We start from the raw sequence: 26912 nt of genomic DNA on the forward strand, positions 1-26912 counted from the left end.
GGGTTCCGCGACCGGCCGTGGGCAGGAGGGGAGTTGGGGCGAGCCGGGCCGGGATCAGGCGGTGAAGCGCTCGTAGATGCGGGTGTACAGGCCGTTGTCGCCGCCGGTGATGTACGTGTCGCCGGCCTCGCGGACGATCTGCTGGTAGCGCGGGGAGGTGAAGGCCTCCATGTATTTCGCCGGGTCCGCGTCGAAGCCGGACACGAACATCACGCCGGGCTCGGTGCTGGCCAGCGAGTGGAACGCCTGGAAGCTGACGACCTCCTCGGAGGCGCGGACGACGTCGAAGATGGTCTCCTCGCGCCAGGCGCGGTACTGCCGGTAGACCCGCGGCACGACCTCGACGTGCCGCATCTGCACGTACCGGGTGTCGGGCAGCGCCCCCGCGGCCGGCTTGGGCGCCTCGACGAACTGCAGGAACTGGCGGCGGAAGTCGCCCTCGCCCAGCGGGCCGACGGCCTCCCACAGCTTCCACCAGTCGGCGCGCAGCTCCTCCATCTCCTCGAAGCCCTTCAGCGGGGCGAGTTCGAGGACGGAGTTGCTCTCCAGACCGCGGTAGAGGATGCGGCCCGCGAACCCGGCGGCGTCGTTGTGCGCCTGCCATGCCGCGGCGACGGCGTCGATCTGCTCGGGCTTGGCGAAGAGCTCGGTGGCGGTGATGAGGGCGGCGGAAGCGGACATGGCTGTCTCCTTGAGTGAGTGGCGCTGCGAGAAGTGGTGATGGTGCGTGGTGAAGTGACGGGTCTACGAGGTGAGTTGTGCGGCCGGCTCGATCCGCTCAGGCGCCGACCAGCACCGGCTGCCCGGTCTTGGTGCCCGCGCCCGCCGCCGTGGCCCCCGCCGCCACGGCCGCCTGCGTCGCCGTACGCACCGCGTGTTCCACCGCGACGCGCGCGCGGCGGTGTTCCTTGGCCTCGATGACCGGGCTGTCGAAGGCCGTGTAGGTCACCGTGGTGATCGAGGCGCGGCGGCCGGCCTGGTGGAGGGAGATCTCCGCGGCGAAGGAGAGCCGGTCCGGGTCGTCGGTCTCGGCGCGGAGCGTGTGATAGACGACCGTGGCGTCGACGGGGAAGAGGAAGTTCTCGAAGTCGGTGTTCAGCGACTCGATGACGTAGTAGTACGAGCGGTCCAGGTGGCGGGAGGCGTGGTAGCGCTCGCTGACCGCGAGGAACATCTGGCGGGCGGCCTCGACGGCGACCATGCCCTGGACGTGTTCGCCGGTCTGGTGGTCGATGAGCAGCTCGTTGTCGTTGTGCACCCGCAGGGTCGCGGAGAACAGGTCCTCGCCGTCCCGTCGCAGGTCGGCTATGAGGGTGTTGCAGCTTCGGTGTTTGTGGGCCTCGCCGCGCGCGGCGAGCGCCGGCGCCCGGTAGTCGAGGTCCAACCGGTCGCCGAGGCCGAGGAGTTGGGCCTGCCCGCGGACGAGCTCCCATTCCTCGGTGGTGACGCCCTGTCCGGCGCGTACCAGGATCGGCCGGGTGTCCCAGGAGTACACGCCGAGGCGCATCTCCTCGACGAACTGCGTGACGGTGAGGACGTCGTCCTGTGCGGCGAACCCGACGAAACGGTCGCCGACGATCAGCAGGGTGCGGGGGGTCGCTGTGGCTGACATGCGTTTCTCCTTGGTGGGGATACAGCTGTCGCTAGTCGCTTGTCACGTGCGGAGGCCGTCCGCCGCCGTCCATGCCGATACCTGCCGGCTCATGACGGTTTCCTACCGGTTTCTGCCGGTGTGGCGGGGCCGATGTGAAGAACGTAGAGGAGTCCGGGCGAGAACGCAACCATCTAGTTGGTTTTTCAGAACTATCCAGTTGGTTTCAGGTGGACTACGCTCGCCCCATGGCTGAGACACCCAAGGGACTGCAGACCCGCGCCAAGCTCCTGGAGGCCGCCCAGGCGGAGTTCTCCGAGCACGGTCTGGCGGGTGCCCGCGTGGACCGCATCGCCGAGCGCTCCGGCGTCAACAAGCAGCGGATCTATGCCTACTTCGGCAACAAGGAAGCCCTGTTCGCCGCCGTGATGAGCAAGGTGTACGCCCACATGTCCGAGGTCGTGCCGATCCCGACCACGGAGGAGGGCCTGCGCTCCTACGTCGGCGAGGTCTTCGACTACCACCGCCGGTCCGACCTGGTGCGGCTGCTGGCCTGGGAGGGTCTGCACTACGGCGCGGGACCGATCCCGGACGAGAAGGAACGCGAGGCGTACTACGTCCACAAGACGGCCGCGCTCAGCCTCGCCCTCGGCATCGACGACCCCTCGGCGGCGGCCCGGGTCCTCATCATCCTGGTCGGCATCGCCTCCTGGCCGTTCATCGTGCCCCAGCAGCGCCGGCTGATGCTCGGCCCGGACGGTGACACGGAGTCGGGCTGGGCGCTGCTGCGGACCAGTGTCGTGGCGCACGGCCACTCGATCATCGACAACGTGCTGCAGGGGTCGGTCTGAGGGGAGCGCACCGCGGTAACGCGGGGTTTCGGTAAGGGAGTTCGGGTTGTTCCGGGCTCCCTTTTTGCTGGTCGGAGGGCGCGCGGGAGGCGATTTCGGGTGCCGACCGAACAGAAAACCAACTAGATGGTTGCGCCAGCTCTCGAACCCGGCTACCTTCTTCATCACCAGGCCGGAACCGCTGCGTTCGGACCGCGCCCAGGGATCTGACATTCCGTCAACTGGGGGCGATGCCCCGGAAATCGAGGAACCCATGGAGACCATCGCCCCCGTCATCGTCGTCAGCGGCGCCACCGGCGGCATGGGCGCCGCCGTGGTCGAGGAACTCGCCCGTTCCGACGCCACCGTCGCCCTGCTCGGCCGGGACGCGGCCCGTCTGGACCGCGTCCGGCGCGAGATCGACACCCGCACCGGCGGTGCCGGCCGGCTCGTGACGTACGAGACCGACATCAACGACACCGCCCAGGTCGACGCCACCGTGGATGCCGTGGTCGGCGAACTCGGCCGGGTGGACGGGCTGGTGCACACCGCGGGCGACGGCCCGCTGGCCCCGCTCGCCGAGACGACCGACGCGATGTGGCAGGCCACGTTCAACGGCAAGCTGCTCGGCGCGGTGCGGCTCGTGCGGGCGCTTGCCGGTCCCCTGACCGCGGCCGGCGGCGGCTCGGTCGTGCTGGTCAGCGGGGTCTTCCGGAAGGACCCCGACCCGCTCTTCCCGGTGAACAGCGCGGTCAACGCGGCCGTCGCGGCCTTCGCGAAGTCCGTCTCCAAGGACCTCGGCCGCGCCGGGATCCGCGTCAACGTGCTCGACCCCGGCGCCGTACGGACCCCGCTGTGGGACGAGATCGCCAAGGCCATCGGCGACCGCACCGGCGCCACCGCCGAGGAGGTCAGCGCGCAGGTCGCCGGCGGGACACCGCTCGGCACGCTCGCCGAACCGGCCGACGTGGCCCGGCTCGCCGCCTTCCTGCTCTCCCCCGCCGCCCGGCACGTGACCGGCGCCGCGATCACCGTCGACGGCGGAGCCTCGGCCGGGCTGTAGCCCGCCGCGCCCCTTCGATCAGCAGCCTCACCTTTCGCACGGCCCTCAACTCTCGTACGCCACAAGGAGCTTCGTCATGCCCATCCTCCACATGACCACCTGGCCGAACCAGACCGACGAGAAGTGCCAGGAGCTGATCGAGGAGCTCACCGCCACGGTGCACCGCGTGATCGGCGCGCCCCTCGACAAGATCACCGTCTTCATCCAGGAGATCCCGCAGAACCGCTGGGGCGAGGGCGGAGTGCTCGGCACGAACCCCGAGTTCGCCGAACTCAGCCGCCGCCGAAGCGCCCCGGCGCAGGTCTGAACACCTTCACTCCTCTCCCCTCGCTGCTCCCCCACCCCGACTCGGCTTCTTTCAAGGAGAGTTCCCATGGCCATCCTGACCCGGTCCGCGCGGACCGACCGGAGCGACCGGACCCCGGTCGTACCGGGCGAACCGGCTCCGCCGCGCACCTCCTCCCCCACCACCGTCCTCGCGGCGGCCCTGCTCGCCTTCTTCGTCATCTCCCTCGACGGCTCGGTCGTCAACGTGGCGCTGCCCGCCATCTCCCACGACCTGCGCGGCTCGATGGCCGACCTGCAGTGGATCGTCGACGGCTACACCCTGATGTTCGCCGCGTTCATGCTGTCCGCGGGCACCTTCTCGGACCGGATCGGCGCCAGCCGGGCCTACGCCTGGGGCCTGGCCGCCTTCACCGTGGCGTCCCTGGCCTGCGGTGTCGCGCCCAACCTGGGCACGCTGATCGGCGCCCGCATGGTGCAGGGCGGGGCCGCCGCGCTGATGGTGCCGGCCTCGCTCGCGCTGATCCGGCAGACCTACTCCGACCCGGGCAAGCGGGCCCGGGCCATCGCGATCTGGACGGCCGCGGGTTCCGTCGCGGTCGCCTTCGGACCGGTCATCGGCGGCATGCTCACCAGCGGGCTGAGCTGGCGCGCGGTGTTCTACCTGAACCTTCCGGTGGGTGCGATCGGACTCGCCCTCCTCACCCGTATCGCCCCCTCGGCCCGCCGTGCCGCGCCGGTCGACCTGTTCGGCCAGCTGTCGGTGGTGGCCTCGCTCGCCGGTCTGACGTACGCCGTCATCGAGGGCGGCCGCGCGGGCTGGAGCAGCCCCGACGTGCTCGGCACGCTGGCGCTGTCGGCGGTCGCCACGGTGGCGTTCGTCCTGACGCAGTCCCGCCGCGAGCACCCGATGGTGCCGCTGAGCATCTTCAAGTCCCGCACGGTCGTGGTCTGCCTGGCGGCCGGCTTCACCATCAACGCGGTCTTCTACGGCGCCATCTTCCTGCTCGGCATGTACTTCCAGCAGGTGCGCGGCGCCTCCCCGATCAGCACCGGCGCGATGTTCATCCCGATGTGCGCGCTGATCTCCGTGGTGAACATGGCGGGCGTCAAGCTCGCGGCCCGCAAGGGTGCGTGGGTGCCGATGGCGATCGGGCAGGTGGTGATGGCGGCCGGTGCGCTGCTGATGCTCACGGTCACCTCCTCCACCTCGTACCTGATCCCGGTGCTGCTGCTGGTCCCGATCGGCCTGGGCGGCGGGCTCGCGGTGCCGTCGCTGACGGCGGCGATCCTGGAGAACATCGACGGCGAGCGGGCGGGCACGGCGGCCGCGGTGCTCAACACCTTCCGGCAGGTGGGCAGTTGCATCGCGGTGGCGGCCTTCGGCGCGCTGATCGCGAACCCGGCGCACTTCCAGCACGGCTTCGACACGAGCTTTGTGATCAGCGTGGTGATGCTGCTGACGACGGCGTCAGTGACGGCGATGTTGCTGCCGCGGCTGTCGAAATCGACGGGCGGCAAGGCGTAGCCGCTCAGCGGAAGCCCCGTGTCCCTGAAGGGGTGCGGGGCTTCCGCATGTCCGCAGGCCTGCGGCCGCTCCGGCAAAGTCACGTTAAAAAACCTTCACGAAGGAATTTAAATACGTCATGCTGGACCCATGACCGTCACCGAGGAACGCCCAGTCGCTCCGCCCGCACCCGCAGCCCCACCCCCGACAACCCGCTCCCGCCTCACCGAGCTGGAGCTGATACGGCAGCTCGCGCACGAGGGCCCGGCCCCGGGTGCGAGCGACCAGCAGCACGCACGCGGCAAGCTCACCGCCCGCGAACGTGTCGAACTCCTCCTGGACCAGGGCTCGTTCACCGAGATCGAGCCGCTGCGCCGGCACCGCGCCACCGGCTTCGGCCTGGAGGCGAGGCGGCCCCACACCGACGGCGTGGTCACCGGCTGGGGCACGGTCCATGGCCGTACCGTCTTCGTCTACGCCCATGACTTCCGTATCTTCGGCGGCGCCCTCGGCGAGGCGCACGCCGCCAAGATCCACAAGGTGATGGACCTCGCGCTGGCCGCCGGCGCCCCGCTGGTCAGCCTCAACGACGGGGCCGGCGCCCGCATCCAGGAGGGCGTCTCCGCGCTCGCCGGCTACGGCGGCATCTTCACCCGCAACGTGGCCGCGTCCGGTGTGATCCCGCAGCTCAGCGTGATGCTCGGCCCGTGCGCGGGCGGCGCGGCCTACTCCCCCGCGCTCACCGACTTCGTCTTCATGGTGCGCGGCATCTCGCAGATGTTCATCACCGGCCCGGACGTCGTCCAGGCGGTGACCGGAGAACAGGTCACGCACAACGCGCTGGGTGGCGCCGACGTCCACGCGGGCGTCTCCGGGGTGGCAGCGGGGGCGTACGACGACGAGGCAGGCTGCCTGGAGGACGTACGCCATCTGCTGTCGCTCCTGCCCGCCAACAACCGCGAACTCCCGCCCCACGAACCGCCGTCGGACGATCCGGAGCGGCGCTGCGAGGCGCTGCTCGACCTGGTGCCGGCCGAGCCGAACCAGGCGTACGACATCCACCGCGTGATCGAGGAGGTCGTCGACGACGGGGACTTCTTCGAGGTGCAGCCCTCCTGGGCGGCCAACCTGGTGTGCGGGCTGGCCCGGCTCGACGGTCATGTCGTCGGAGTGGTCGCCAACCAACCGGCCGTGACGGCAGGGGTGTTGGACATCGCCGCGTCGGAGAAGGGCGCGCGGTTCGTGCAGTTCTGCGACTCCTTCAACATCCCGCTGGTGACGCTGGTGGACGTGCCGGGCTTTCTGCCGGGGGTGGGCCAGGAGCACGCCGGCATCATCCGGCACGGCGCCAAGCTCCTGTACGCGTACTGCAATGCGACGGTCCCGCGCATCTCGCTGGTGCTGCGCAAGGCGTACGGCGGCGCGTACATCGTCATGGACTCCCGCTCGATCGGCGCCGATCTGGCCTTCGCCTGGCCCACCAACGAGATCGCGGTGATGGGCGCCGAGGGTGCCGCCAACGTCGTCTTCCGGCGGGAGATCGCCGCCGCGGCCGATCCGGAGGCGGCGCGGGCCCGGCGTATCGCGGAGTACAAGTCCGAGCTGATGCACCCCTATTACGCGGCCGAGCGCGGTCTGGTCGACGACGTCATCGACCCGCGCGACACCCGCGCGGTGCTGATCCGCTCACTCGCCATGCTCCGCACCAAGCACCGCGACCTGCCCTCCCGCAAGCACGGGAACCAGCCGACATGAGAGAAGCGAGAAGAGACGAGAGCAAGGGGACGGGCGGGGGAGAACGGGCCGAGGAGGACGGGGAGTTCGTGCTGCGTGTGGTGCGCGGCGCCCCGACCCCGGAGGAACTGGCCGCCGCCACCGCCGTCCTGCTCGAACTGGCCCGACGGTCGCCTGCCGCGGAGGAGCCCGCGCCCGTCCCGCCCGTACCGACCTGGCACCGCCCCACCCTGACCCCGCACCGCGCCGCCACGTCCTGGCGCCACTGACCCGGAGGAGCACGATCACCATGCCGACGACCCCTGTCACCCACGCGGGCCACGACAACCGCCCCACCGCGTACGTCACTTCGCTCGCGGAGACCTTCTCCCTGGAGGATGTCGTCCGCATCAGCGGCCTCGACGCCGACACCCTGCGCTGGTACGAGGACCAGGGCCTGATCGAGGGCGCCACGGAGGACCCCTACGGCGGGCGCGCCTACAGCCCGCTGCATCTGCGCTGGCTGGAGTTCCTCAACCACCTGCGCAGCACCGGAATGTCACCGGCCGACATGAACCACTACGTCGAGCTGTACCGGGCGGGCGACTCCACCATCGCCGCCCGCCGCGAACTCCTCGAAGCCCACCGTGAGTTGCTGCGCGGGCAGGCCCGCGAGCACGACTCCACGCTGCGCTACCTGGACTGGAAGATCGGCTTCTACCTGGAGCGGGAGGCGGCACTCGTACGGGCCTCTGCCCCGTCCGCGCCGAGCACGGCGGAGGCGTAGGCGCCCGCCACCGGCTCAAGTCGCAGTACGCCGTGGGAGGCGACGGTGTGCACATCCCGCCACAGCCGGGTCAGTTCGCCCGAGCCGTCACGGATGTGCGCACCGCCGGTACGGAACAGCCGGTCGACGGCGTCGGCGAGCATCCGCGCGGCGACGGCGGCGTCGCGCCGGTTGCCGGCGACCAGGGTGTCGCTGACGGGGTCGGTGTCGGAGCGACGGGCCGCGCGCTCCAACAGCAGTCCTGCCGCGTCGACTTGGGCCGAAGCCAGGGCGAGCGTCTCGCGTACCGCCGAGCTGTCGTGGTGGGGGCGTCCGCCGGGTCCCTTCGCCGCCGCCCACTCGGACCACACGGCCACGGCCCGCCGGGCGGCGCCCAGCGCCGGGGCGCAGAACAGGAGCCCGCCGGGGAGATGGGCGGGGACACGGTGGCAGCGGGCGGCCTCCGGGGCATCGCTCCCGCGCATCAACTCGGCGAGCGGGACGGTCCGTCGGTGCGGGACAAAGGCGTCCCGCACCACGGCCGTGTGGCTCCCGGTGCCGCGCAACCCGGTGGCGTCCCAGGTGTCCTCGACGTCCACGGCATCACCCGGCACGGCACACACGCGCACCCCGTCGCCGTACGCCTCCGGAGCGGCGACCAGCACCCACGCGGCGTGCTCGACCCCGCTCACGCACCCCCAGCTCCCGGTCACCCGCCAGCCGCCGTCGACCGGTTCGGCCCGCCCGGCCGGCGGCACGAGCGCGGCGGCGATCCGTACGTCGGGCGAGCCTCCCCACACCTCCCGCTGCCCCTCGTCGGGCAACAGCGCGGCGAACCGCCCGTGCGCGGCCCACAGCATGGCGACCCAGGCAGCGGAGGTGCAGGCCTCGCCGACGGCCGCGACGTCTTCGAGCAGCCCGAGGAAACTCCCCTCCGTCCCGCCCCACCGCCTGGGCACGAAGTGGCGGGCGAGACCGGCGGAGGTGAGCGTGGTGACGACCTCGCCGCTCAACCGCCGTTCCTGGTCGGCGAGTCGGGCGTGCTCGGCGGCGAGGAGGAGGACGTCGTCGGTGAGGTCGGAGGTCCGACGGCCGGATCGGGGGACGTTGCTGGAGGACATGGAGCAGCTCCCGTCTACAGAAAAGTGCGTTCAAGAAGGTATTCTTTTGGGACCAGGGACGAAGGGACGGACCAGCCATGGCGAAGCAGGCACGTGCGCGCCGCACCCACGAACTCGTCCTCGACGCCGCCGCGGCCGAGTTCCTGCGGCACGGCTATCCGCGCGCCAACCTCCAGCACGTGGCGGACCGCACCGGACTCACCAAGGGCGCGCTGTACGGCCACTTCGCCTCGAAGGAGCAGTTGGCCCAGGCGCTGACCGCTCATCTCGACGAGGTGGTCGACCAGTTGGTCGCCAGGACCACGGCCGAGGACCTGCCGGCCAGGGACCGGCTGCGCACACTGACCTGCGCCCTGGCCGAACGGATCGAGGCGGACGTACGGGTCAACGCGGCGCTGCGTCTGGCGATGGACGAGATCCACTCCACGCCCCGACCCCCCAAGGTCCTGGCCGACTTGCGCGCCCTGGGGGAGCGCCCACCGACCGCGCCCCTGGCCGACCTCGCCGTCGTGATCCTGGTGGGCGCCTACTGCACGGCGCCCGACCCGGACCGACGCGGACTGGCGGAGCGGGTGCGCGATCTGTGGGACGCGTTCCCGGCGGACGGTCAGGCGCTGAGCGGTACGTCCCGGTGAGCGGCGCCGGGACCCCAGGTCGCCCGGCAGGACGCGAGCGCCGTACCGCCCTGCACGGCGTCGAGCCTCAACCGCGCCCCGGCGGCGCCGGTTTCCCGCTCCCCCACCACCAGGTCGATCGGCTGGTCCAACTCCCCGAAGGCCAGGCAGTCCACCTCCATACCGAGGAGGGTGAGCGGGGCGCCGGCCGCTTCGGGGGCGCGCGGGGCGCCTACCTCCGCGTGCAGCAGCAGATGCCCGAGCTGCCGGAAGCCTTCCAACGTGACCATCAGCGGCACATGGTCACTTGGGTGGTCGAAGAAGATCGGGTGCTCCACGTCGACGAGCAACTGCCAGGGCCCGTCGGTGCGTTCACGCACGAGCACGCTGTCCTTGGCGCGCAGGCGGCCCACGGCCGCGGGGTGGACGCGCTCGACGGGCCGGCCGTTCGCCGGACGCGGCGCACGCGTGCTCCCGCCCACCGCCGCGCCGCGCGGCAGGGCACCCCGCCCGCGCAGCATGGCGTACCGCTTGTCGTCCACGGCGACGACGTGCAACGCCCCGTGCCCGCACGCCCGTCCGCCCACGGTCAGGACGACCTCCAACCGCATGCCGAATCGATTCGGCGGCCGGTTCCCCACCCACACCCACCGCGCTTCCAGCACCACGGGCACCGGCTCCCCACCGATGCGCAGCGCGGCCGGGTCGGTGATCCGGAACTCCGAGCCGAAGCCGATGAAGCGGTGGCTGAGCGGCACGTCGTAGTAGGCGTGCGCGAGGTAGACCAGGGCCTGCCGGATGGTCTCCATGAACAGCAGCGGGTCGCTCGTCCCGTCGCTCCCCGGCGAGTAGAGCGCGTGATCGCGCGGCCACTGCGCGGCGACGAGAAAGCTGTGCTCGCCGGTGCGGACGGCGTCGGTGAGGAAGACCTCGGCGATCGCGGCGCGGTGCACCATGTGGCGGGGGACGGGCTGGAGATAGCTGAGGACGGGTGGACGTACGGGTGCGGGTGCGGGCGTGGCCGGGCGTACGGGTGCGGGTGCGGCCGGGCGGACGGGCCCGGATGCGATGGCGACCGGTTTGGTTTCCGGTATGGCGGCAGGCTGATGCATGGTCTGAACCCCCAGTGAATGCATTCACACAGACAGCAACATCGGCCCGACACTTCTGCTCGTCGAGCCGCCCGCTTACAATACATTCCCGAAGGTATATTTCAAGGACGCCCTGAGGATGTGCACGAGGACATGAGGACGGACGCGATGGCCAAGACAGACGGTGCCCGTAGCGGCGTGAGCGGCCACGAGGCGCGGAACGCCTCTCCTCGGAACCGGGACACGGGCCTCAAGCAGGAGCGCGCGGTACGCACCCGGGGCCAGGTCCTCGACGCGGCGGCGGAGGCGTTCGCCACGAAGGGCTTCCCCGCGGTGACCGTCCTGGACGTGGCCGAACTCGCGGGCGTGACCAAGGGCGCGGTCTACTTCCACTTCGCCAACAAGGAGGCTCTCGCCCGGGCCGTGGCCGAGGAGTTCTACCACCTCCTGGGGGTCATCGGCCGCGAGGTCGAGGAGGCGGGCCTGTCCCCGCTGGCGGCGGTGGCACAACTCCTCGAACGCACGGCGCTCGCCTTCCGCGACGACACCATGGTCCAGGCCGGCGCCCGCCTCCAGATCGAACGCTCCCTGATCGGCGTGGAGATGCCCATGCCGTACCTCGGCTACACGGAGTCCCTCACCCGCTGGCTCCGCCAGGCCCAGGACCAGTCCCAACTCCCCCCCGGCGCCTCCCCCGAGTCCACCTCCCGCGTCCTCGTCTCCGCGTTCTTCGGCGCCCAGCACATCTCGTGGGTCCTGAACGACCGGGCGGACATCGCGGAGAGGGTGCGGGAGATCTTGGTGGCGTTGGTGCCGGGGGTGGGGGTGGAGGAGGGGCAGGGCTGAGGGGCGGGGTGGGGGGCGGGGCTGAGGAGCGGGGCTGAGGAGCGGGGCCGAGGGACGGGGCGAGGGACGGGGGCGGAAAAGGCTTGCCGATCGCCACATGGTCAGCCGCTACACTGTGGGCGGCGGCATGCCCGTGGATCAGCGTGCCACCACCGCACCACCCTCGCCTTCGTAGCTCAGGGGATAGAGCACCGCTCTCCTAAAGCGGGTGTCGCAGGTTCGAATCCTGCCGGGGGCACAGTGGAATACCTGGTCAGAGGCCCTTTCGTCCGGTGGACGGGAGGGCCTTTGTGTTGTGCGTCCCGGGATGGGGTCACCGCAGGAGCGCCTCCAGGAGATCCGTGCCCAGCCGAGCCCCCGTCGTGAGGTCGAACTCGTAGCGCACGTACCTGCCCCGGCGGTGGGTGATGAGGAGGCCCGCCTTTTTGAGGACGGCGAGTTGGCGGGAGACCTCGGGGGCGGTGAGTTGCCAGTAGGCGGCCAGTTCGCCTGTGGTGTGGGGGCCTCGGGCCAGGGTGCGGCAGAGGCGGAGGCGTACCGGGTGGGCGAGTGCGTCCAGACGGCGTTGGACCAGCTCGGGGGGTGCGGGATGGGCCAGGCCCGGGACGGTGGCGGGGTACTGGACCACCGGGTGCCAGCCGGGTGAGAAGACGATGGTCAGGTGGGGGCGGCCGAAGTCGCTGGGGATGAAGGTCAGGCCGGTCTCGGTGGTCGTGCCGGTGCTGACGTCCTGGAGTTTGTCGATGACGATGCGCTGCCGTCGGTGGGTCGTGTCCAGGGTGATCGCGCTGGAGACCGCCGCCAGGGTTCGTTCCGGGCCCTTTCTGCTCAGCAGGTCGGATTTCTGGCGGGCGTCCGCGGTCAGATGATGGCGGGTGCGTTGCCAGGTGTCGGCGAAGAACGACTCGTCGCAGTCCTGGAGGAGCCTGCGTACCCAGTTCCGTACGGCAGGTGGGTCCGCGAGTAGTCGCTCCGCGAAGGCCGCCTGGCGGGGGCCGCCCGCCCGGGCCACCTCCAGGGCGTGTTCGCGGGCCGCCCGGTCGGTGAGCGGTGACGGCGGTGTTCCGAGCGCGGCTGCCGTCGCACGTTGCGAGGTGAGGGCCGCGGTGGCGTACGCCTCGTCCGAGACGCGGTCCACCGCGTCCAGTTCGTCGGCCAGGGTCGCTCCGGGACGGCCGGGGATGAGGAAGTCCGCGCGGGCCGATCTCCACAGCGCCTCCGCGTCCAGCAGCCGGTCGGCCAGGCCGGGCGGGAGCGCGGCGGTGGTGGCGGTGGCCCAACCCCGTAGCTCCGGATGGTGGTTGGGCTCGGACAGAACGTGCAGCATCGCGGTCAGCTCGGCCAGTGGGGAGGGCACGAAACGGATCTGCTCGGGCGGTAGGCCCGTGATGTCGATCGTCACGCTCATGGGGTTCATGGTCGCAGCCGGAAGCGGGCCGGCCCCTGCACCGGGAAGTGGCACCGGGAAGTGCATTGGCGCTGATCGTCAATCCGCGTGCCCGGCGGTGGGGGCGGTGCGGATCGTGACGGCCATGAGTGCGGACAGCGGTGCGGATACGGAGAGCGGCACAGGGAGAGGTACTGGGAGAAGTACGGGGACAGGTTCGGGGAGAAGAAGTACGGGGACAGGCGCGGGGAGGAGTGCGGGTGCGGCGGGTAGCGCCCGGCGGCTCCTCACGCCGGCCGCCCTGCTGCGGGTGCCCGGCGGTGGGCGGTACACCTCCGCCGTCGTCGTGGACGCGCTGGCCGCCGGGCTGATGCGGCCGTTTCTGTTGCTCTACGGGATCAGCGTGCTGCACCTGGGCGCCGGTGACGCCGGACTCGCGCTGTCCGCCGGGATGTTGGCGGGGCTGGGCGCCGTACCGCTGACCGGGCGGTGGATCGACCGCGGGGCCCTCGCGGCGCCGGTCGCCGCGACGCTGGTCGTGCGGGTCGTGGGGACGCTCGTGCTGTTGGTGGCCACCGGGCCCTTCGGCTACACCGCCGCGGCGGTGTTGTCGGGCATCGGCGTCCAGTCCTGGCCTGCCGCGCACGCGGCCGTGGTCGCCGCCCTCACGGACGACCGACAGCGTGACGCGGCGCTCGCGGCGGCTCGGTCGCTGCGCAACGCCGGGTTGGGGGCGGGGGCGTTGATCGCCACGCTCGCGGTGGCCGGCGGTACGGGTGCGCTGCGGATTCTGGCCTGGGTGACGGTTGTCGGGTATCTCGTGGCCGCGGTGCTGGTGGGGTCGATGCGGGGTGCCGCCGGCGGGCCGCGCAAGGGCGGAGGCGGGAGCGGGAGCGGGGGTGAGTCGCGTGACGCGTCTCCGGTCGGCGGCGGTGCCGGCACCGAGGGCGATACGCGCGGCGGGCACCTGCGGCACGTCACCCTCCTCAGCGTCGCCAACCTCCCCTACGCCTTCTGCTACGACGTCCTCGAAGTCGCCCTGCCCGCCCTGCTGGTGACCTACCTGCACGTCTCCGCTTCCTGGTCGGCGGGCATCTTCGTGGCGAACACCGTGCTGGTCATCGTCACGCAGGTACCGGTGGTGCTGTGGCTGGCACGGCGTTCCCGGCGGTCGGTACTGGCGTCCTCGGGGGCCGTGCTCGCCCTGTCCTACCTCGGGTTCTGGGCGGCGGGCGCGCTGGGCGGGCAGGCGGGCGCGGTGGCCGTCGCCGCGGTGTCGGTGCTCTACACGGCCGGCGAGATCCTCTACACCGGCAGCGCCACGGCGCTCGTCCTCGCCACAACACCGGCACGGTCGCGCGGGCGCGCGCTCGCCCGCTGGCAGTTGTCCACCGGCATCGGCCGGGCCGCCGCGCCGGCCGCGCTCACCGCGCTGCTCACGGTGGGGCCGGGGATGTTGTGGGGCGTTCTGGCCGGGACGAGTCTGATGGCGGCCGCGGCCGTCCGCACCCTACGGTGATCACGCAGGGGAGCAGGAGAGGAGCAGGACATGCGGTCTTCCGCGGTGGTTGCGATCGTCCGTGAGTGGAGCGACGAGGAGGGGTGGGGTGTTCTCGACTCGCCCGAGACTCCCGGTGGTTGCTTCGGGCACTACTCCGACATCCAGGCGAAGGGCTTCCGCACACTGTCGCCCGGGCAGCGGGTCGACCTCACGTGGGAGGCCCCCGGATTCAAGCAGGACGGGTACGACTACCGCGCGGTGAGCATCGTGCCTCGATCGGCCTGACCTCCGCACCTGAACAGGGCAGCCCGGGAAGTCTTCCTGGGCTGCCCCTGCTTCGGACCGCTTCAGGCCTCGTGCGGCCTGTTGAGCGCGCGGATGGCTATGTCGTACGCCAGGCCCGCGATGGCGAGGGCGACGGCGGGCCAGACAACGGCGGGCTGGACGTGGCCCGTTGCGATGGCGGTCGCGAGGCCACCGCTGCTGCCGACGGCGGTGATGGTGGGGATCGCCGGCAGCCGCGGCGCCGGCACCTCCAGGCGCCATACGCTGCGGCGGCCCGCGTCAAGGAATCGTGCGCCCGAGGCGGTATCGCGCTCTCGGGTGAAGTTGGCTGCGTTCCCGCCCGGAGGGCTCTTCTTCGTGTCACGCTGAGAAGGCATGTGCAGCTCCAGTGCTGATTGCCGGCCGTGTTCGGTTTCGGCTTGGGCCTCGGCTTCCGCTTGGGCTAGTGCTCGCGTTTTTGCTCGGACTTGTACTTGGCATATCCAGTGAAGGCGGAACTGAACTTCCAGCCAAACGCGATAGTTCAAGTCGATGAAACATCGAACAACCGGTGTCCCGTCGTCGACGGAACCGCGTACGGAATTCCTCTCGATCTTCGCTTCCTTCTTCGCCGCTCAGCTCGGAAGAATCTTGATGGATCGTTTCCTCATAGCTCCCCGCCCCGGTATATGCGGATCAGGTGGATTACGTCGCCCTCGCCCGGGAAGAATGGCCCACCATCTGAGGAGGCGTGGCAAAGGGGGGGCTCATGGGGCGCAGGGTCAATGCCCTCCCCGACGACGGGCGGCCGTTGACAGGTTTCGCGCTGCGGTTGCGTGCCCTGCGCGAGAAGGCCGGTTCCCCGAGCCTGACCGAGTTGGCGGAGCTGACCGGCTATGGCCAGCCTCGCCTCTCGGAGTTGTTCAACGCGAAGAGAATGCCGAGCAACGACCTGGTGCGTGACGTCGTCCAGGCACTCGGCGGAGACGACGCGGCGTGGCTCGTACAACTGAAGGCGCTGCGGGAGGCGGAGGACGAGTTCCAGGCCGTCACCGCGCGCGAGGGAGACACTCTTGAAGCGCAGGTCGCACGGCTGGAGTTCGAGAACAAACGGCTGCTGGCGCTGACCTTTCACCCTGATTCCGTCATCGCGCAGGCGAAAGCCGCGACCGAGGCGGCGGCGGCCCGGATAGACAGGGCTACGGCCCTTGAGGCCCAGGCGCGCTCGGTGCTCGCGGAAGCCCTGGACCAGATCCGGCAGGCGCATGAGCGGCTGCCGGCGGTGGAACGGCAGGCCGAGTCGATCCTCGGTGACGCGCGTGCCGAGGCGGACCGGCACGCGCTGTTGGGCCGCTCGGAACGCGAGCAGATAACGCTCGAAGCCAACGACAGGGCGGACGCGATCCGCCGCAAGGCCCAGCAGGAGGCGAGCGCGCTCAAACAACGCGCCATCGAGAACGCCCGGGAGCACCGGGAAAAGGCGGCTGCCGCAACCGACCGGATGCTCAAGGAAGTCGATCTGCTGCGCGCCGAGGCCGAACAAGCGGTCCAACTCGCTCAGGCGCAGCGGTCGAACATGGAACGGCGCGCGAAGATCGAGATTGAACGGCTCGTGCGAACGGTCCAGAAACGGCTCGAAGAAGTAGGGGCCAGTGAGGAGACGGAACTGCTCGAACTGCTCCTGCTCGACTTCAACATCAACGACAGTCACGCCGGAGCGATCGGACGGCATGCGCGCAGGCCTGTCGAATCCGGGCCGGCTCCTTCGCCCTCCGCGGATACCCGCACGGTCATCCCCGGGCAGGCGCGGGGGATTTCGGAGGAGGATGCCGAACAACCTTGGCTGCCTTGGGGATTCCCGCCTTCGAAAGAGTGAGCCCCTGCGGATTCGGACAGGAGCGAGAGGGCGCCGGCGATGAAGGGGGCGACGGCGCGGCCGGGTTGTGCGGCCGTTGCGTTGCGTTGCATTGCGATGGTGATCGCCGGGCTCACGTGTCCGCTTCACCGTCGTACCGCGCACATCGTTCTTCGTCACAGCGGCTTCGTCACATGGGCTTCGTCACAGCGGCTTCGTCCACGAGGCGTCCGAGCGCGTCAGCGTGAACGCCGCGATCGTGGCCGCCACCAGGAGCACCGCGGCGAAGAGCAGGGGGAGGGCCGTTGCGCCGTGCTCGACCGCGACGGCGCCCGCGAGGCCACCGGCGAACATCGACCCGGCCGAGAGCATCCGGCGGCCGACCTTGCTGCCCTTGCCGCCTGCGAGGCGGCTGTCCGACGCGACCCCGGTGATGGTGAGGGTCAGGACGGTCGTGGTCAGATCGGGGACGGCGAGGGTGCGGGCGGTGGCGTTCTGGATGCCCAGGGCCAGGCCGAGGAGGCCGATCAGGGTGTATTGGACGGTGCCCGTGTGGGGCGTCGCGGTGGTCTGCGCGACGACGTACGCCGCCACGACCAGGGTGGTCTCCAGGAGGAGCGCCAGGTGCAGTACGCGGCCTCGGTGGGCCCCGACCCGGTGCGCGAGGCGGCCGCCGGCCAGGGCGCCCGCGGCGAACGCGGCGAGTGCCGCGAGCGAGGCGGTCAGGGAGAAGCCGGCCGCGCCCGCGATCGCGAAGCCGGAGAAGACGACGTTGCCGGTCATGTTGGCGACGAAGACGTGACCGAGGACGAGGTAGCTGAAGGCGTCCACGAGGCCGGTGACCACGGTCAGCGTGAGCATCAGCGGGGGGAGTGGACCGTGCCGGTCGTCCACGTCGGGGACGACTGTGGTCCACGCGTCGCGCAGTACGGCAGACATGGCATTGCTCCCATTCGCTTCGCTGAAGGCCTTCCGGCTCCTTTTCGAGCGTCTCTCCGCGGGGAGCGTTGCGTCCAACATATGGATACGGACGCAGCGATCGGCCAGAGCGATCGATCGCCCCGGCGCTGTCTTTGAGCCCCTGACCTCAGCCCCTTGCTCTCAGCCCCGGCCCTCAGCCGCTGACCGCGTGTCGCTCCACCACCTCCAGGAACGCCGCCCCGGCCGGCGCCAGTCGTTTGCTGTCGTGGACTACGCAGATGGTGTGCACCGCCGCCTCGTCCGCGATGCGCAGCGCGCGGGCGCCGTAGGGCAGCAGACCGTCTCTGCCGAAGACCGACGACCGCGGTACGACCGTCACGCCGATCCCCCGTGCCGCCAGCCGGACCATGTCCTGGATCTGGCCGACCTGGAAGTGCCGGCCCGGTTCCACTCCGGCGCGGGCGAACGCTGCCTCGACCTGGCGGCGCAGTCCGCTGCCCCGGGTGAACTGGATGAGCTGGTGGCTCTCCGGCAGGTCGGCCAGGTCGACGACGACGTCACCGCCGTCGGCCAAGGCGTGCTCCGCGGGCACGACGAGGACGAGCGGGTCGCGGTCCAGGACGAAGTGGTCGAGCCCTTCCGGGACTTGGTGCGGGTCGAGGCCCACCACGGCGATGTCGAGGTCGCCCGCCAGGACCGCGGCGGCCATCTCCGCGCTGGGCGCGTTGGTCACGTGGAAGTCGATGCCCGGGTGACGGGCGTGGTAGTCGGCCATCACCTCGACCAGGTCGACCGAGGAGGCCCGCGTCTGCAGCAGCCCCAGCCGCAGGCGCCCGCGCCGCAGGCCGGACAGGGCGTCGAGGGCGGCCTGAGCGTTGTCGACGTCGGCGAGGATGCGGCGGGCCAGCGGTTCCAGGAGCTCCCCGGCGGCCGTCAGCCGCACGGAACGGCTCGTGCGGCTGAACAGCTGGGCCCCTACGTCCTTCTCCAGGCGGGCGATCTGCTGGCTGAGCGCGGACTGGGCGACGTAGCAACTGGCCGCGGCCTGCGTGAAGTTGCGCGTCTCGGCGACGGCGAGGAAGTACTTCAGGTGGCGCAGGTCCATGGCCGCCGCCCCTTCTGTGACCGGTGTCCGGTGACCGGCCCTCTGCGATCTGGTATGGCGATTGATTCGAGGAGAACCATGCCTTGAGCCGATTCATTGTCGCAGAGGTATCGGGGAGCTACCGCGGACCTGCCGCAGACCTGGTGGGCGACGCCGTCCCCCCGATTTCTACTGGTGGCCGCCGCCCAGGCGGGCGCGCAGCAGGTTGGGGTCGGTGGCCGTGGTGTAGGCGGCGCTGGGCACGTACACGTCCTTGCCGCGCAGGGCGACGGAGGTCGGGTTCTGCAGTCCGTCGCCGGCGTCCAGGACGGTGGTGCTGGTGCCGTCGGGGCGGATGCGGACGACCGTGTTGGGGCCGTTGAGCGCGGCGAGCACGTCGTCGCCACGGCCGGTGAAGGCGAAGTCGTCGATGCCGGCCAGGCCCGAGGCCTTCACCTGCGGTGCGCCCGCATGGTTTCCGGGGCGGATCGGGATGCGCAGGAGGGTGCCCTGATCGAGGTTGGTCGCCCACACCGCGCCGCCGTGCACCTTTACGCCGTTGGCTCCGAGGAAGCCCTTCGAGGCGAGTTCGGGGGCGGTGGACCAGGCGGTGGGTGTGCCGCCGGAAAGGGGGACGGTCCATACGGTGCCGAGTACCGAGTCGGTGACGTAGAACCGGCCGCTGCGCGCGTCCAGGGCGAGGCCGTTGGGCAGGCCCGTCGCGGGGAGGGCGGCGATGCGCTGCGGCGCGTGTCCGGGGCGCAGTCGCCACAGCCCCGTCAGGTCGGCCGTGCCGGTGGCGTAGAGCACGTACACGGTGCCGTCGGCGGTGTGGACGATGCCGGTGGTCAGGGGGAAGCCGAGGACCGGTGTGTTGACCCCGCCGTCGGTGGGTGCGGGGAGGGTGGCCAGGATGCGGGTCGTGCCCCGCGGACTGATCTGCGCCACCTGTCGGCTCGCGGCGAAGGTGACGTCCGCCGTGCCGTCGGGGAGCAGGCTGATGTTCTCGGGCAGCTGGCCCGCGGAGAGGTCGAAGTGGGTGGCGATCCGGATGTCCGTCAGTGGCCGGTCGGCGGGCCGGGCGCTCGCCGGGGCGGCGGTCGCCATGAGGGTGGACGCGGCTATGAGCGCGGCGACGGACGCGGCCGAGAGGACGGTCCTGACGGTGGTGATGCGGGTGCTTCGCTTGGACATGGTTCCTTCACTCACTGTTTCAGGGCATGCGGCGGCTGGGTGGGCGGCGCCTCGTCGGAGAGGGGCCGCTGGTACTGGGGAGATCAACTCGGTTCAGGTGGTGGGTATTTCGGTCGTGCCGTGGTGTGGTGCGGGTGCTTCCCGCGGTGCGGTGACGTGGGCGAGCAGGGTCAGGGCGGCCGCGGAGGCGGACCCGGGACCGGCGGTGGCGACGACAAGTGCCGGGCCGTCTCCCTGCGGGCTCTGCAAGGTCTGTTGAGTGACGGTCACCGTCCCGACGAGGGGGTGCCGCATCTCGTAGTCGGCGACATCGCAGGCCAGCACGCGGTGATCGGCCCACATGGAGGCGAACTCCTCACTGCGCATGGTGAGTTCACCGATGAGGGAGGCCAGCGACGGATCGTCCGGGTGCCGGCCGGCGGTGATACGCAGGTGGCCCACCACCGCCCGGGCCTTCGCGGGCCAGTCGACGTACAGGTCGCGGGTGTGCGCGTCGAGGAACACGAGCCTGGCCATGTTCGGCCGCCGGCCCGGGTCGTCGGGGCTGTCCGGATCCAGATGCCCGGCGAACAGCCCGTGCCCCGGCCGGTTCCAGGCCAGGACGTCGGTACGGCGGCCGACGACGACAGCCGGGGTGCCGCCCTCGATGGCCGCCAGCAACGCGCTCATCGCCGGGGTGATCCGCTCGGCGCGCGGCCGTGCGGCGGCCCTCTTCCGCCCCGACGTCCGGGCCAGGTCGTGCAGATGGGCCCGCTCGGCCCCGTCCAGCCGCAGCGCGTTGGCAAGAGCGTCGAGCACCTCGCGCGAGGCGTTGCGCGACTGTCCCTGCTCCAGGCGGGTGTAGTACGGCGCACTGATCCCCGCGAGCATCGCCAGCTCCTCCCGCCGCAAGCCCGACACCCGCCGCCGCTCCCCGTACGTCCGCAGCCCGACGTCCTCCGGCCGCAGCCGCCCGCGACATGCCTGCAGAAAATCGGCGAGGTGCCCGTGCTTGGTCATGAACCCGAGTATGGGCAGCGGGGGCGATCCGTGCCTGACCCTGTGGGGGTGGGGGTGGACAGGGTCTGTCGCGGATGCTCTGGCGGCATCGCGCCGTCGACGGTCACACGTTCATCAGATCCTTCGGCTCTGCGCGGTGGCGGCCCTTCGGCAGAGCCGTCCTGGCCGTCAGTCCTCGGGACTGCCACGCGTTGTCACGGAGCTTGAACAGGGCCCAGTAGCGGGTGGGGCACAGCAGCACGATGTTCATGAACACGGCCGTCGGAGTTCCGACGAGCCACGAGTGCAGCCGCTGGCGGGTGGTCATGTCCGGCCGCATCAGTACGTAGAGGCCGGCCTGGCCGTATCGGACCACGAGATAGACCACGAGGTAGACCAGGGCCACGCCGGGGTTGTGGTAGCGGCCGCCCAGAGTCATCACCGTCATCACGAGCGTCCAGGCCAGCATCACCGGGGTGATGACGAGTTGAAGGAGGCCGAAGGTCGGTGAGATGAGCTGCTTCAGGGAGAGGCGGGAGTAGACGAACGGCAGCATCCACCACCAGGAGCGGGCCCAGCGCAGGCGTTGCCGATACGTCTTCTCCAGCGTGGTCGGCATGTCGGTGATCACGCCGGCCTCGTTGACGGCCACGACCTCACCACGCATGAGAGCCCGCAACGCCAGCCAGCGGTCGTCGCCCGTTCCGCACTCCACCTCGTAGGCGTCCAGGTGGTCGTACAGCAACTCGGCCCGGTAGAGGGCGAGTGCGCCCGACGTCGTCTCCAGCGCTCCCAGCATGGAACGCGAGGACCGCATCATCACGCACGAGGTGCCGATGTCGATGTCGGCGGCCCTGGAGACCCAGGTCTCCTCGAAGTTGCGGATGTAGATCATCCCGGTGGTGGCCTGGATCCTCGGATTGCTCATGGCCCGCAGTTGCTGCTCCAGCGCGTCCGGGAAGGGCTCGCCGTCCGAGTCGATGGTGAGGACGAAGTCGAAGTGCTTGTTCCGCGCCTGGAGATGACGGAGCACGGTGACCTGGGCGCCGCGCTTGCCCTTGTTCTCCTGCCGGTGCCAGAAGACCCGGGGATGTTCGAAGGGCTCCACGGGGTGGTGCGTCGAGCCGTCGTCGATCACGTGGATCTCGTCGACCGGGTGCGTCTGGGCCAGCAGGGACCACACCGTTCGGTGCAGGTTCTCCGTCGGCTCCTCGAAGGCCGGGATGATGGCCACCGTCCGGCCGGGAGCGACGGGCAGGTGGGTGAAGGATCTGCCCTTCAGGAACGAGAGCAGGCAGAGCACGATCACCATCATGCCCAGCCACCAGTAGAACGTCAGGATCGGGCTCTTCGACTGGAGGTGCACCACCACGGTGGCAGCGGCCAGAGCCGCCACCACCACAGCGGTCACCGCGATGAATCGGACTCGCGATGAAGTGCTCAAGCGGTCACCCGCTCAGCACGGGTCGCCAGGCGGAAGACCGCCACACCGCTCATCACCAGGAGCATGGCCCCCAGCACGATCCATCCCAGCGCCGTGCCGCCGGTGGCGGCCAGTGCCGCTCCCCCGGTGGCCGTACCGATCGCGGCGCCCACACCATTCTGTCCGTACATGTTTGCCTCTTTCCGGAGCGCCTCAGGCGCTCGACGTCGTGGCCGGTCGGCATGGCACCGCGTATGTCCAACACGCGGGCGCCGAGCTACGGCTGTTGTGCCTTCTCGCGCTCTAGAGCCGCTCGACGTGCGGGGCTGTCGCCATGACGCCTCGCGTGTCCAGCACGTAGGCGGCCTCGGCGGCGAGTCGGGCGAGATCGAACTCACCGTGCGGGGTGAGCAGGACGACCGCGTCGAAGTCGGCGACGCTCATGTCGTGTTCCGCGGTGGCGAAGGGAATCTCCCTGGCGCCACCGTCCGGCAGGTGGGGGTCCACGACAGTGACGTCGGCCCCCATGGTGCGCAGCCTGTCGATGACCTGGACGGCCGGCGACTGGCGGGCGTCCGCGGTTCCCGGCTTGTACGCGGCGCCGAGGGCCAGGATGCGAGCGCCATGAACGCTGCGGCTGAAGCGGCGGCTGAGCGAGTCCTGGAGGCGGCGCACCACGTAGTCGGGCTGGCCTTCGTTGATGTCCTGGGCCAGCTCGATGAGCCGGAAGGTCTGCCCGTGTCGCGTCTTGACGTGATGGCTGAGGTAGACGGGGTCGATGGGCAGACAGTGTCCGCCGACGCCCGGTCCGGGCAGGAACCTGGTGAAGCCGAAGGGCTTCGTCGCGGCCAGCTCCAAGGTGTGCCACACGTCCACGCCGAGTGTGTGAGCCATCCGGGAGAGCTCGTTGACCAGCGCGATGTTGACGTGCCGGTAGGTGTTCTCGAACACCTTGGCCAGTTCGGCCTCTTCCAGCCCCGATGCCGGGACGGTGACTTCGGTGACCGAGTCGTAGAAAGCCTTCACCTGACGCAGGCAGGCATGGGTGAGCCCGGCAACGATCTTGGGCGTGTTCTCCAACCGCCAGTCCGCGTTGCCGGGGTCTATGCGTTCGGGACTGAACCCGACGTGGAAGTCCCGGCCTGCGACCAGGCCCGAGCCCTCCTCCAGCAACGGGATGAGGACGTCACGAGTGGTGCCTGGATGCGTGGTCGACTCGAGCACCACGGTGGCTCCCGGCTCCAGCCACTCGGCCAGGACGGCGCCTGCCTCCCGTACGCAACTGAGGTCCGGCGCACGGTCGGTCAGCGGAGTCGGCACGGTGATGACCGCGACCTCGAAGCCCTTGAGGTCTTCCGGGTCCGAGCTCGCGGTGTACGCGCCCGAACGCAGCACTCGCTGCAAGCGGTTGGAGTCGATGTCCTCGATGTAGGACGATCCGGCCGCGAGCTTCTCGCAGCGTTTTCGGTCGGGTTCGTACCCCGTCACGATGTGTCCGGTCTCGGCGGCCCTGAGAGCCAGGGGCAGGCCGACATAGCCCTGCCCGAGCACGCAAACGTGCATGGTGGTTTCCTCCCCTTCAGCCGGCCCGCGAGCATGCGCGAACCGGAAAACGGCGCCCCTGAAATGCGAACTGACTGTTCCTGAAGCAGGCAGTCGCGGCGTCGGGTACTGCATGAAGCGGTGCGGGAGCGTCTGGCCGAATTCCCCTCGGGTTGCAGCAAACGCCTACCTCGAACATCACCGCGTCACCGACCTGTCCAGGCCCCCTGCCTGAACGTGACCGAAGCATGGTCGGCGATCTTCACAAACCCCCTCATTTGTGGATCTCCAGAGTTCAACAGGATTCCGCCGAGCGGAGCCCTCTTTGCCGATTCAAAACCTGTCGGCGATGGTCAATCGCCTATGGCCCGCGGCTCGGCGACACCTCGACACACCCAAAGAGATCTTCACGAGTCCCCCGTCTTCTTGCTTGGTCAAGACTTCAAGGGATTGCCGCCAAGCGGAAGGCCTGTTTCCAGATCGCGACATTTAGAGCGGTGCACTAGCGAACACCGCGCGCCCCCTACGCGCGCCCCTCACTCCGCTGTCCAGATCTACGCGCCGCTAGTCGAGGATTCAATCCCTGGATTTCTCAGAGGAATCCAGCGGTCAGTCAGTCGAGCCGGGCGCACGCAGTTTCTCGTAACCCACGAACTCGAAGACCCGAACCCCCAGTTGAAGCGGCGCGGGCCGCCCGTCGAAGCGATGTACTCCCACCGACTGGAGCTGCCCCTCGCCGGTCAGCCATTCGCCGGCGAAACCCCGTTCCTCGAACCACCGGCAGATCAGCGGGACCCGGTCGGGGGTCTTGCGGTGCCGTGTCCAGATGACCCGGCCGCCGGTCCTGGTCAGTTGCGCGCAGGCGTCGATCGTGCGCTCGATGTCCTGGTCCGTGATGTTGCCGAACAGCCCGCAGATCAGGACGAGGTCGGCCGGTGCCAGGCCGGCGTAGTGGTCGAGGAGCGCGGCGTCGGCGGTGACGGTCTCGATCTGGTGCAGGCCGGCCGATCGGGCGGCCGACGCGGCCAAGTCGGTGTTCTGCGGGTCCAGTTCGACCAACCGGGCGTGTACGTCGTCGCGGCGGGTGTGGGAGGGCAGGACGCCCAGAAGGTCGCGGGCCTGGCCGGCGCAGAGGCTGATCACCCTGAGAGGGCCGGGCGGGCAGGCGTCCAACGCCTCGCGGATGCGGTCCTGGACCGTCAACAGACGGCGGGCCAGGGGCGATTCAGGGGTGTCGTAGGCATCGTGCCATTGCTGCCAGTCCATGCACGGAACCCTAGGCGAGCCTCGTTCAGCAGCCAGTGCCGCTTCAGGCAACGTTTGCCTCGTTGTGGTGCGGCCTGCCGCTCGGGTTCCGGCCTGGAGCACGGGAATCAGGGCAGCGGATCCCACTTCGTCCAGATCCTGACCGCCGCAGCAGGTGCCCCCATGGTCCCGGGCGGGGGCTCTTGATGAGCGATCAGCATGCTCCGCGGCAGTTGCTGGTCCATGCCGGGATGTCAGCGTCCGCTCGACCACGTGTCAGGGCTCGGTGCCAGGACCGCGTCGACCACCCCGCCCCCCGTCGTCATCACGTCCGCCACGAAGCGCAGGCGGCCGACGTGGAGTTGGCGTAGGGCCGGGCCGTGGTCGAGGGCCACGACCAGGGTGACTGCCAGTAGGAGGAGTTGCCACAGGAACAGGACCGGGCGGCGGGTATGGCGGGGTAGTTGCGCCAGGGACTCGTGGAGGCGGTCGCAGTGGAAGGGGACGTGGCGTTCCTCGTCGGCCAGGATGCGGGATGCCACCGACGAGGTGAGCTGGTCCTCGGTGCCGTCGCGCAGGGCGCGGTAGTAACGCAGCGCCACCACCTCCGCGATCATCAGGACCAGGAGTTCCAGGCGCAGGCCCATGAGGCGTCGTAGCCGTACGAAGACCGTGTCGGTCCAGTGGCCGGTCAGGGTCGGTGTGCCGTCGGCCTGGAGGAGGAGGGCCAGGAGGCGGGCGTGGTTCTGTTCCTCGGCGACGAAGAGGCGGACCGCCCGGGCGTAGTCGGCGTCGCCCGCCTGGTCCGCCTTGGCGACGAGGTTGGCGCCGTCGCCGTCCTCGCCGACCTGGAAGCGTTGGACGCTGGACCGTATCGCCGGGTGCAGGGCCGCCCCCTGGGTCCAGTCCGGGTCGCCCTTGGCCCTCCGCGCCTCCCGTTCGTCCTCGAACCGCTGTGTCCACTTGGCGAATCCGTCGGTCCGCACGCCGGGCCCCCTCTCCGGGACACGGCCACCGTGTCCGTGTCCTGGAGAGCAACGACGCCCGGCGGGCATCAAAACGTTCCGCCGGTTCAGCCCCGGTTCAGCCCCGGTTCCGCTGTTCCCCTGGCCCGCGTCAGCGCTTTCGGGCCAGAGTGATGCCGTCCGCCATCGGCAGCATCGCGAGGTCGACCCGCTCGTCGCCGTGCAGGGTCTCGTTGACCGCGCGTACGCCCACGGTGTCGGGATCCTGCTGCGTGGGGTCGGCGACCCTGCCCGACCACAGGGTGTTGTCCAGGACGATCAGGCCGCCGGGCCGGGTGAGGGCGAGGGACTGCTCGTAGTACTGCGGGTAGTTGGCCTTGTTGGCGTCGATGAAGACCAGGTCGAAACAGGCCGGGCCGCGTTCCAGGAGCAGGGCGTCCAGGGTCTCCACGGCGTCGCCGAGACGCAGTTCGATGCGGTCGTCCAGGCCCGCCTGCTGCCAGGCGTGACGCGCCATCGCCGTCCACTCCTCGCTGACGTCGCAGGTGAGCAGCGTTCCGTCGGCGGGCAGGACACGGGCCATGCACAGGGCGCTGTAACCGGTGAAGGTGCCGATCTCCAGAACCTCCCTGGCCCCGGTAAGCCGGACCAGCAGCGCGAGGAACTGGGCCTCCTCCGGCAGGATCTGCATGATCCGCCTGGGCAACACGGCGGTGTCCTCCCGCAGTTGCCGCAGTGCGGGCTCCTCGCGCAGGGAGATGTCGCGGACGTAGTCGAGGACGGGTGGGGTCATGTCGATCTGGTCACGCATGGTGGCTCCCTGACAGCGAAGTATCGTTACGATCAGCATTCACATGCAATCAGAGCGTGACGAACCTTGGCCAATCGCACGTCATCCGTTTGCGTGGGAACTCACCGCCGGGACACGCGTGTTGAACCGAGCCGCCCGGCTGAGAGCCAGTTGTGGGCGCCGGTCAGAGCCGGGGGCCAGATCCCGGTTGCCAGGCCCCGGTCGCCAGATCACGGTCGCCAGGCCCCGGTCGCCAGATCACGGTCGCCAGATCACGGTCGCCAGATCCCGGTCGCCAGACCCCGGTCATCAGATCCCGGTCGCCAGACCCCCGCC

At 70.3% G+C, this 26912-nt stretch carries 28 protein-coding genes and 1 tRNA gene; 13 read left to right on the forward strand and 16 right to left on the reverse strand.

All coding sequences use genetic code 11. The features are described 5' to 3' along the window. Nucleotides 1-54 precede the first annotated feature (54 nt). Together ACIQI8_RS33115 and ACIQI8_RS33120 are read right to left on the reverse strand one after the other, a co-directional pair. Complete coding sequence (locus tag ACIQI8_RS33115; protein ID WP_402358628.1) at nucleotides 55-681, reverse strand: hypothetical protein; 627 nt, start codon at nucleotides 679-681, stop codon at nucleotides 55-57. A gap of 97 nt (nucleotides 682-778) precedes the next feature. Further along, on the reverse strand, nucleotides 779-1612 hold the full coding sequence (locus tag ACIQI8_RS33120; RefSeq protein ID WP_402358630.1) for an AfsA-related hotdog domain-containing protein: 834 nt from the start codon (nucleotides 1610-1612) through the stop codon (nucleotides 779-781). A gap of 227 nt (nucleotides 1613-1839) precedes the next feature. Between ACIQI8_RS33120 and ACIQI8_RS33125 the strand changes: the two genes are divergently transcribed. The 7 genes from ACIQI8_RS33125 to ACIQI8_RS33155 all read left to right on the forward strand — a co-directional run bounded on the left by ACIQI8_RS33125 (nucleotide 1840) and on the right by ACIQI8_RS33155 (nucleotide 7776). After that, entirely contained in the window at nucleotides 1840-2442 is a 603-nt protein-coding gene (locus tag ACIQI8_RS33125; protein ID WP_124003893.1) for a TetR/AcrR family transcriptional regulator, read from the forward strand. Between the two features lie 253 nt (nucleotides 2443-2695). Continuing rightward, the gene (locus ACIQI8_RS33130; RefSeq protein WP_402358633.1) at nucleotides 2696-3484 is read left to right on the forward strand and encodes an SDR family NAD(P)-dependent oxidoreductase; all 789 of its coding nucleotides are present in this window, start codon (nucleotides 2696-2698) and stop codon (nucleotides 3482-3484) included. 76 nt (nucleotides 3485-3560) lie between these two features. After that, a complete protein-coding gene (locus tag ACIQI8_RS33135; RefSeq protein ID WP_402358636.1) occupies nucleotides 3561-3791 on the forward strand; it encodes a 4-oxalocrotonate tautomerase family protein in 231 nt (76 codons plus the stop codon). A gap of 66 nt (nucleotides 3792-3857) precedes the next feature. Then, on the forward strand, nucleotides 3858-5297 hold the full coding sequence (locus ACIQI8_RS33140) for an MFS transporter (protein ID WP_402358639.1): 1440 nt from the start codon (nucleotides 3858-3860) through the stop codon (nucleotides 5295-5297). 129 nt (nucleotides 5298-5426) lie between these two features. Then, the gene (locus ACIQI8_RS33145) at nucleotides 5427-7031 is read left to right on the forward strand and encodes an acyl-CoA carboxylase subunit beta (protein ID WP_402358642.1); all 1605 of its coding nucleotides are present in this window, start codon (nucleotides 5427-5429) and stop codon (nucleotides 7029-7031) included. Continuing rightward, nucleotides 7028-7279 (forward strand): acyl-CoA carboxylase subunit epsilon, encoded by a 252-nt coding sequence (locus ACIQI8_RS33150; RefSeq protein ID WP_402358645.1) that lies wholly within the window; start codon nucleotides 7028-7030, stop codon nucleotides 7277-7279. Before ACIQI8_RS33145 ends, ACIQI8_RS33150 begins: the two co-directional genes overlap by 4 nt. A 20-nt stretch (nucleotides 7280-7299) precedes the next feature. After that, on the forward strand, nucleotides 7300-7776 hold the full coding sequence (locus tag ACIQI8_RS33155) for a MerR family transcriptional regulator (protein ID WP_402358648.1): 477 nt from the start codon (nucleotides 7300-7302) through the stop codon (nucleotides 7774-7776). Here ACIQI8_RS33155 and ACIQI8_RS33160 read toward each other — a convergent pair. Next, a complete protein-coding gene (locus ACIQI8_RS33160; RefSeq protein WP_402358651.1) occupies nucleotides 7707-8876 on the reverse strand; it encodes an acyl-CoA dehydrogenase family protein in 1170 nt (389 codons plus the stop codon). The genes ACIQI8_RS33155 and ACIQI8_RS33160 overlap by 70 nt on opposite strands. Before the next feature lie 77 nt (nucleotides 8877-8953). Between ACIQI8_RS33160 and ACIQI8_RS33165 the strand changes: the two genes are divergently transcribed. Continuing rightward, nucleotides 8954-9511, forward strand: a complete 558-nt coding sequence (locus tag ACIQI8_RS33165; protein WP_402358654.1) for a TetR family transcriptional regulator — start codon at nucleotides 8954-8956, stop codon at nucleotides 9509-9511. Here the strand turns inward: ACIQI8_RS33165 and ACIQI8_RS33170 are convergent. Then, complete coding sequence (locus ACIQI8_RS33170; protein WP_402358657.1) at nucleotides 9484-10602, reverse strand: ScbA/BarX family gamma-butyrolactone biosynthesis protein; 1119 nt, start codon at nucleotides 10600-10602, stop codon at nucleotides 9484-9486. The genes ACIQI8_RS33165 and ACIQI8_RS33170 overlap by 28 nt on opposite strands. Nucleotides 10603-10749: 147 nt before the next feature. Between ACIQI8_RS33170 and ACIQI8_RS33175 the strand changes: the two genes are divergently transcribed. Together ACIQI8_RS33175 and ACIQI8_RS33180 are read left to right on the forward strand one after the other, a co-directional pair. Next, nucleotides 10750-11427 (forward strand): ScbR family autoregulator-binding transcription factor, encoded by a 678-nt coding sequence (locus ACIQI8_RS33175; protein WP_402358660.1) that lies wholly within the window; start codon nucleotides 10750-10752, stop codon nucleotides 11425-11427. Nucleotides 11428-11592: 165 nt separating this feature from the next. Beyond that, a tRNA-Arg gene (locus tag ACIQI8_RS33180) sits at nucleotides 11593-11665 on the forward strand. Between the two features lie 75 nt (nucleotides 11666-11740). On the opposite strand, the gene ACIQI8_RS33185 is transcribed toward ACIQI8_RS33180, so the two are convergent. Then, entirely contained in the window at nucleotides 11741-12835 is a 1095-nt protein-coding gene (locus ACIQI8_RS33185) for a DUF5937 family protein (RefSeq protein WP_402358663.1), read from the reverse strand. A 289-nt stretch (nucleotides 12836-13124) separates the two neighbouring features. On the opposite strand from ACIQI8_RS33185, the gene ACIQI8_RS33190 reads away from it, so the two are divergent. Together ACIQI8_RS33190 and ACIQI8_RS33195 are read left to right on the forward strand one after the other, a co-directional pair. Next, the gene (locus ACIQI8_RS33190) at nucleotides 13125-14333 is read left to right on the forward strand and encodes an MFS transporter (RefSeq protein ID WP_402358666.1); all 1209 of its coding nucleotides are present in this window, start codon (nucleotides 13125-13127) and stop codon (nucleotides 14331-14333) included. 30 nt (nucleotides 14334-14363) lie between these two features. Then, nucleotides 14364-14600 carry a cold-shock protein gene (locus ACIQI8_RS33195; protein ID WP_402358669.1) on the forward strand — a complete coding sequence of 79 codons (237 nt, stop codon included), beginning with the start codon at nucleotides 14364-14366 and terminating at the stop codon, nucleotides 14598-14600. Nucleotides 14601-14662: 62 nt separating this feature from the next. Here the strand turns inward: ACIQI8_RS33195 and ACIQI8_RS33200 are convergent, their stop codons facing one another. Next, nucleotides 14663-14977, reverse strand: a complete 315-nt coding sequence (locus ACIQI8_RS33200) for a hypothetical protein (protein ID WP_402358672.1) — start codon at nucleotides 14975-14977, stop codon at nucleotides 14663-14665. A 371-nt stretch (nucleotides 14978-15348) separates the two neighbouring features. On the opposite strand from ACIQI8_RS33200, the gene ACIQI8_RS33205 reads away from it, so the two are divergent. Next, on the forward strand, nucleotides 15349-16455 hold the full coding sequence (locus ACIQI8_RS33205; protein WP_402358675.1) for a helix-turn-helix domain-containing protein: 1107 nt from the start codon (nucleotides 15349-15351) through the stop codon (nucleotides 16453-16455). Between the two features lie 183 nt (nucleotides 16456-16638). On the opposite strand, the gene ACIQI8_RS33210 is transcribed toward ACIQI8_RS33205, so the two are convergent. From ACIQI8_RS33210 to ACIQI8_RS33255, 10 genes are all read right to left on the reverse strand, one after another. Beyond that, the gene (locus tag ACIQI8_RS33210; RefSeq protein ID WP_402358678.1) at nucleotides 16639-17373 is read right to left on the reverse strand and encodes a YoaK family protein; all 735 of its coding nucleotides are present in this window, start codon (nucleotides 17371-17373) and stop codon (nucleotides 16639-16641) included. Nucleotides 17374-17548: 175 nt separating this feature from the next. Continuing rightward, a complete protein-coding gene (locus tag ACIQI8_RS33215) occupies nucleotides 17549-18460 on the reverse strand; it encodes a LysR family transcriptional regulator (protein ID WP_402358681.1) in 912 nt (303 codons plus the stop codon). A 168-nt stretch (nucleotides 18461-18628) separates the two neighbouring features. After that, the gene (locus ACIQI8_RS33220; RefSeq protein ID WP_402358684.1) at nucleotides 18629-19633 is read right to left on the reverse strand and encodes a hypothetical protein; all 1005 of its coding nucleotides are present in this window, start codon (nucleotides 19631-19633) and stop codon (nucleotides 18629-18631) included. Between the two features lie 93 nt (nucleotides 19634-19726). Further along, entirely contained in the window at nucleotides 19727-20632 is a 906-nt protein-coding gene (locus ACIQI8_RS33225; protein WP_402358687.1) for a helix-turn-helix transcriptional regulator, read from the reverse strand. Between the two features lie 103 nt (nucleotides 20633-20735). Continuing rightward, the gene (locus tag ACIQI8_RS33230) at nucleotides 20736-22022 is read right to left on the reverse strand and encodes a glycosyltransferase (protein ID WP_402358690.1); all 1287 of its coding nucleotides are present in this window, start codon (nucleotides 22020-22022) and stop codon (nucleotides 20736-20738) included. A 29-nt stretch (nucleotides 22023-22051) separates the two neighbouring features. Then, nucleotides 22052-22225, reverse strand: a complete 174-nt coding sequence (locus ACIQI8_RS33235) for a peptidase (protein ID WP_124003915.1) — start codon at nucleotides 22223-22225, stop codon at nucleotides 22052-22054. A 112-nt stretch (nucleotides 22226-22337) separates the two neighbouring features. Then, nucleotides 22338-23597, reverse strand: coding sequence for a nucleotide sugar dehydrogenase (locus ACIQI8_RS33240; protein WP_402358693.1), 1260 nt, complete (start codon nucleotides 23595-23597; stop codon nucleotides 22338-22340). Between the two features lie 588 nt (nucleotides 23598-24185). Next, nucleotides 24186-24842, reverse strand: a complete 657-nt coding sequence (locus ACIQI8_RS33245) for a class I SAM-dependent methyltransferase (protein WP_402358696.1) — start codon at nucleotides 24840-24842, stop codon at nucleotides 24186-24188. Between the two features lie 233 nt (nucleotides 24843-25075). Further along, nucleotides 25076-25807, reverse strand: a complete 732-nt coding sequence (locus tag ACIQI8_RS33250) for a ferritin-like domain-containing protein (protein WP_402358699.1) — start codon at nucleotides 25805-25807, stop codon at nucleotides 25076-25078. Nucleotides 25808-25937: 130 nt separating this feature from the next. After that, nucleotides 25938-26597, reverse strand: coding sequence for an O-methyltransferase (locus tag ACIQI8_RS33255; protein ID WP_402358702.1), 660 nt, complete (start codon nucleotides 26595-26597; stop codon nucleotides 25938-25940). Between the last annotated feature and the right edge of the window lie 315 nt (nucleotides 26598-26912).

The organism is Streptomyces sp. NPDC092369, from assembly GCF_044755245.1.
In the GTDB taxonomy this organism is placed as follows: domain Bacteria; phylum Actinomycetota; class Actinomycetes; order Streptomycetales; family Streptomycetaceae; genus Streptomyces.

Excerpts from the sequence above, each read along its gene's own strand:
- ACIQI8_RS33170 (WP_402358657.1), bottom strand. The coding sequence starts at position 10,602 with ATGCATCAGCCTGCCGCCATACCGGAAACCAAACCGGTCGCCATCGCA.
- ACIQI8_RS33205 (WP_402358675.1), top strand. The coding sequence starts at position 15,349 with ATGGGGCGCAGGGTCAATGCCCTCCCCGACGACGGGCGGCCGTTGACA.
- ACIQI8_RS33185 (WP_402358663.1), bottom strand. The coding sequence starts at position 12,835 with ATGAGCGTGACGATCGACATCACGGGCCTACCGCCCGAGCAGATCCGT.
- ACIQI8_RS33235 (WP_124003915.1), bottom strand. The coding sequence starts at position 22,225 with ATGTACGGACAGAATGGTGTGGGCGCCGCGATCGGTACGGCCACCGGG.
- ACIQI8_RS33240 (WP_402358693.1), bottom strand. The coding sequence starts at position 23,597 with ATGCACGTTTGCGTGCTCGGGCAGGGCTATGTCGGCCTGCCCCTGGCT.
- ACIQI8_RS33175 (WP_402358660.1), top strand. The coding sequence starts at position 10,750 with ATGGCCAAGACAGACGGTGCCCGTAGCGGCGTGAGCGGCCACGAGGCG.
- ACIQI8_RS33215 (WP_402358681.1), bottom strand. The coding sequence starts at position 18,460 with ATGGACCTGCGCCACCTGAAGTACTTCCTCGCCGTCGCCGAGACGCGC.
- ACIQI8_RS33220 (WP_402358684.1), bottom strand. The coding sequence starts at position 19,633 with ATGTCCAAGCGAAGCACCCGCATCACCACCGTCAGGACCGTCCTCTCG.
- ACIQI8_RS33145 (WP_402358642.1), top strand. The coding sequence starts at position 5,427 with ATGACCGTCACCGAGGAACGCCCAGTCGCTCCGCCCGCACCCGCAGCC.
- ACIQI8_RS33255 (WP_402358702.1), bottom strand. The coding sequence starts at position 26,597 with ATGCGTGACCAGATCGACATGACCCCACCCGTCCTCGACTACGTCCGC.
- ACIQI8_RS33150 (WP_402358645.1), top strand. The coding sequence starts at position 7,028 with ATGAGAGAAGCGAGAAGAGACGAGAGCAAGGGGACGGGCGGGGGAGAA.
- ACIQI8_RS33120 (WP_402358630.1), bottom strand. The coding sequence starts at position 1,612 with ATGTCAGCCACAGCGACCCCCCGCACCCTGCTGATCGTCGGCGACCGT.
- ACIQI8_RS33140 (WP_402358639.1), top strand. The coding sequence starts at position 3,858 with ATGGCCATCCTGACCCGGTCCGCGCGGACCGACCGGAGCGACCGGACC.
- ACIQI8_RS33160 (WP_402358651.1), bottom strand. The coding sequence starts at position 8,876 with ATGTCCTCCAGCAACGTCCCCCGATCCGGCCGTCGGACCTCCGACCTC.
- ACIQI8_RS33125 (WP_124003893.1), top strand. The coding sequence starts at position 1,840 with ATGGCTGAGACACCCAAGGGACTGCAGACCCGCGCCAAGCTCCTGGAG.
- ACIQI8_RS33225 (WP_402358687.1), bottom strand. The coding sequence starts at position 20,632 with ATGACCAAGCACGGGCACCTCGCCGATTTTCTGCAGGCATGTCGCGGG.
- ACIQI8_RS33245 (WP_402358696.1), bottom strand. The coding sequence starts at position 24,842 with ATGGACTGGCAGCAATGGCACGATGCCTACGACACCCCTGAATCGCCC.
- ACIQI8_RS33210 (WP_402358678.1), bottom strand. The coding sequence starts at position 17,373 with ATGTCTGCCGTACTGCGCGACGCGTGGACCACAGTCGTCCCCGACGTG.
- ACIQI8_RS33165 (WP_402358654.1), top strand. The coding sequence starts at position 8,954 with ATGGCGAAGCAGGCACGTGCGCGCCGCACCCACGAACTCGTCCTCGAC.
- ACIQI8_RS33195 (WP_402358669.1), top strand. The coding sequence starts at position 14,364 with ATGCGGTCTTCCGCGGTGGTTGCGATCGTCCGTGAGTGGAGCGACGAG.
- ACIQI8_RS33155 (WP_402358648.1), top strand. The coding sequence starts at position 7,300 with ATGCCGACGACCCCTGTCACCCACGCGGGCCACGACAACCGCCCCACC.
- ACIQI8_RS33200 (WP_402358672.1), bottom strand. The coding sequence starts at position 14,977 with ATGCCTTCTCAGCGTGACACGAAGAAGAGCCCTCCGGGCGGGAACGCA.
- ACIQI8_RS33130 (WP_402358633.1), top strand. The coding sequence starts at position 2,696 with ATGGAGACCATCGCCCCCGTCATCGTCGTCAGCGGCGCCACCGGCGGC.
- ACIQI8_RS33135 (WP_402358636.1), top strand. The coding sequence starts at position 3,561 with ATGCCCATCCTCCACATGACCACCTGGCCGAACCAGACCGACGAGAAG.
- ACIQI8_RS33115 (WP_402358628.1), bottom strand. The coding sequence starts at position 681 with ATGTCCGCTTCCGCCGCCCTCATCACCGCCACCGAGCTCTTCGCCAAG.